The following is a 3,103-nucleotide window of genomic DNA, read 5'->3' as shown; positions in this document are numbered from 1 at the left end:
GCCCGCCCGCCCGGTGTGGAGAGGGCGGAGCGCCAGGGGCCCGAGGCGGGAATGGAGCGCAAGGCGCCCCCTGCCCTACCCCTGCTGTCGGAACGTCTCGCGGGCGATGACCACGCGCTGCACCTCGCTGGTGCCCTCGTAGATGGTCTGCACGCGGGCGTCGCGGAAGTACCGCTCGACAGGGAACTCGTCGATGTAGCCGTAGCCGCCGTGGAGCTGGACGGCCTTGTCGGCCACCTTGTTGCTCATCTCGCTGGCGAACAGCTTCGCCATGGAGGCCTCGCGGGTGAACGGCTGCTTTGCCTCCTTGAGGGCCGCCGCGCGCAGGGTGAGCAGCTCCGCCGCGTCCAACTGGGTGCGCATGTCCGCCATCATGAAGCGCGGGCCCTGGAGGTCCGCCACGGCCTGGCCAAAGGCCTTGCGGTCCTTGGTGTAGGACACGGTCGCTTCCAGCGCCGCCCGGCCCACGCCGCACGCCTGCGCCGCGATGCCGATGCGGCCACCGTCCAGCGCCATCATCGCGAGGCGGAACCCGTCGCCCTCCTTGCCCAGGAGGTTGTCCAGGGGGACCTCGCAGTCCTCGAAGGTGAGCCCCACGGTGTTGGACGCGCGCAGGCCCATCTTGTCCTCGTGCTTGCCCACGTGGAGGCCCTTGCTGCCGCCCTCCACGATGAAGCAGGACAGACCCTTGTTGCCGGCGGCGCCCGTGCGGGCCCAGACGACCATCACGCCCGCGTACGCGCCGGAGGTGATCCACTGCTTGCTGCCGTTGATCACGTACTTGTCGCCGCGCTTCACCGCGGTGGTGAGCATGGCGCCGGGGTCGGAGCCCGCGTGCGGTTCGGACAGCGCGAAGGCGCCGACGATGGCCTCACCGGAGGTGAGCTTCGTGACGAACTTCTCCCGCTGCGCGTCGGTGCCCACGGCGTGGATGAGCTCCGCGCACATGTTGGTGACGGCCATGGCCACGGACACGGAGGCATCCGCGGCGGCCATCTCCATCATGGCCAGGGCGTAGGAGACGACGCCTGCCTCGGCGCCGCCGTACTGGGACGGCAGGTTCACGCCGAGCAGGCCCACCTCCGCCAGCGCCTTGAAGACTTCCGGGTCGAAGTGCTCCGCGCGGTCCGCGGCGCGGGCCTTGGGCGCCACCCGCTCCTTCGCGAACTTGCGCGCGGTGTCGCGGATGAGCGTCTGGGTCTCGGTGAGGTCGAAGTTCACGGGCGCGGGTGTCCTGTTGTTATTCGACGGCCTTGAGGTTGATGGGGTACTCGATGGGGTGGTCGCGCCCGTCCGGAGGCCGGGGGAAGTCCAGCACCATGAGGACGGACACCACGCAGTCGTTGAGCCCCGCGTCCTTCAGCGTGCTCTGGACCTTGTCCACCTTCGCGCTGCGCACGGCGCCCTCGGCGGTGATGGTGAAGGTGGTCATGAGCTTGCCCTCCACCTTCTTGTCCTTCTCCACCATGTGGCTCTCGTAGCACTCCTGGATACGAGGGGCGTTGTGCACCATCACCTGCCGGATGGAGTCCGGGGTGAAGGGCAGCTTGCTGACGTCCAGGCCGTCATCCTTCGGCGCGGGCTTCTTGGGAGCCTCGTCCGACGGGGTGGCTTCCGGGGCGGGCTTCGTCGCCGCCGGCTTCTTCTTGGAGGACGTGCCCTGCGCGGTGGCCACGGACGGGGCCACGAGCAGCATCAGCACGGGGAGGAGCGCGCGCTTCATGACGGGGACTACTCCTTGAGCAGGTTGGCGGAGATGACGATGCGCTGGATCTCGCTCGTCCCCTCGTAGATTTCGGTGATGCGCGCGTCGCGCACGTGGCGCTCGGCGTCCATTTCCTTGCTGTAGCCCATGCCACCGTGGATCTGCAGGGCCTTGTTGGCCACGCGGCTGGCCATCTCGCTGGCGTACAGCTTGGCCATGGCGCTCTCCGGGCTGTGGCGCTGGCCCTTGTCCTTCATGAGCGCCGCGCGCCACACCAGCAGGCGGGCCGCGTCGATCTCCATGGCCATGTCAGCGATCATGAACTGGATGGCCTGGTGGTCGCGGATGGGCTTGCCGAACGTCTTGCGCTCGCCCGAGTAGCGCACCGCCTCCTCGAAGGCCGCGCGCGCGATGCCCAGCGCCTGCGACGCGATGCCGATGCGGCCACCGTCCAGCGTGGACATGGCGACCTTGAAGCCCTCGCCCTCCTTGCCCAGGCGGTACTTCTCCGGCACGCGCATGTCCTCGAAGAACATGGAGCAGGACCAGGCGGCGCTGATGCCCATCTTCTTGTCGGGCTCCGCGCGGGTGAAGCCGGGCGTGTTGGTGGGCACGAGGAAGGCGGTGATGCCCTTGTTGCCCGCCTCGCGGTTGGTCATCGTGATGAGCACGATGGCGTCGGCCTTGGGGCCGTTGGTGATCCAGTTCTTGGAGCCGTTGATGACGTACTCGTCACCGCGCTTCACGGCCACGGTCTTCTGGGCGGCCGCGTCGCTGCCGGCCTCCGGCTCCGTGAGGCCGAAGCAGCCGAGCTTCTCACCGCTGGCGAAGGGCTTGAGGAACTGCTCCTTCTGCTCGGGGGTGCCGAACTTGGAGATCGGATCGCAGTAGAGCGAGTTGTTCACGCTCATGATCACGCCGGTGGAGGCACAGCCGCGGCTGATCTCCTCCATCGCGATGGAGTAACAGACGTTGTCCAGGCCCGCGCCGCCAAACTCCTCCGGCACGGCGATGCCCAGGAGCGAAAGCTCCGCCAGCTTCTTCACCGCGTCCGAGGGCCACGCGTGCTGTTCGTCCCACTTGCGGGCGTTGGGGGTGAGTTCCTTGGCGGCGAACTCGCGGCACAGGCGCTGGATCTCGCGCTGGATGTCGGTCAGCTCGAAGTTCATGGTGGGACTTCCATAGTATGGGCCCCGCCCTGGGGCTACTTCGAAGAAGGCCCGGCATCCTCGGGGGCAGGAATCCGGGTCCCGAAGAACATCGCCAGGGGCACCGTCACGTCGAGGGACACGTCCGTGCGAGCGCCCGCGTCCGTCCACGTCCGGCGCACCACCACCGACACCGTCCAGGGTTGGGTGTCCCGGTGCCGCTCAATCAGGTCGTAGGTGAGGCCCACCC

At 68.3% G+C, this 3,103-nt stretch carries 3 protein-coding genes and 1 pseudogene; all 4 read right to left on the bottom strand.

Annotated features, from left to right (window positions below):
• Positions 1 to 75 precede the first annotated feature (75 nt).
• The gene (locus tag D7V88_RS40170; protein WP_120545783.1) at positions 76 to 1,221 is read right to left on the bottom strand and encodes an acyl-CoA dehydrogenase family protein; all 1,146 of its coding nucleotides are present in this window, start codon (positions 1,219 to 1,221) and stop codon (positions 76 to 78) included.
• A 19-nt stretch (positions 1,222 to 1,240) separates the two neighbouring features.
• Positions 1,241 to 1,723: an AgmX/PglI C-terminal domain-containing protein gene (locus D7V88_RS40165; protein WP_120545782.1), complete on the bottom strand. Its 483-nt coding sequence runs from the start codon at positions 1,721 to 1,723 to the stop codon at positions 1,241 to 1,243.
• Positions 1,724 to 1,731: 8 nt separating this feature from the next.
• Positions 1,732 to 2,874, bottom strand: a complete 1,143-nt coding sequence (locus D7V88_RS40160; RefSeq protein WP_120545781.1) for an acyl-CoA dehydrogenase — start codon at positions 2,872 to 2,874, stop codon at positions 1,732 to 1,734.
• A gap of 35 nt (positions 2,875 to 2,909) precedes the next feature.
• Positions 2,910 to 3,103, bottom strand: a pseudogene (locus tag D7V88_RS40155) (hypothetical protein); the annotation flags it as partial.

This window comes from Corallococcus terminator (genome assembly GCF_003611635.1).
Taxonomy (GTDB): domain Bacteria; phylum Myxococcota; class Myxococcia; order Myxococcales; family Myxococcaceae; genus Corallococcus; species Corallococcus terminator.
Note: the sequence above shows the minus strand (reverse complement) of the source record. Positions and strands in the feature narration are given on the sequence as shown.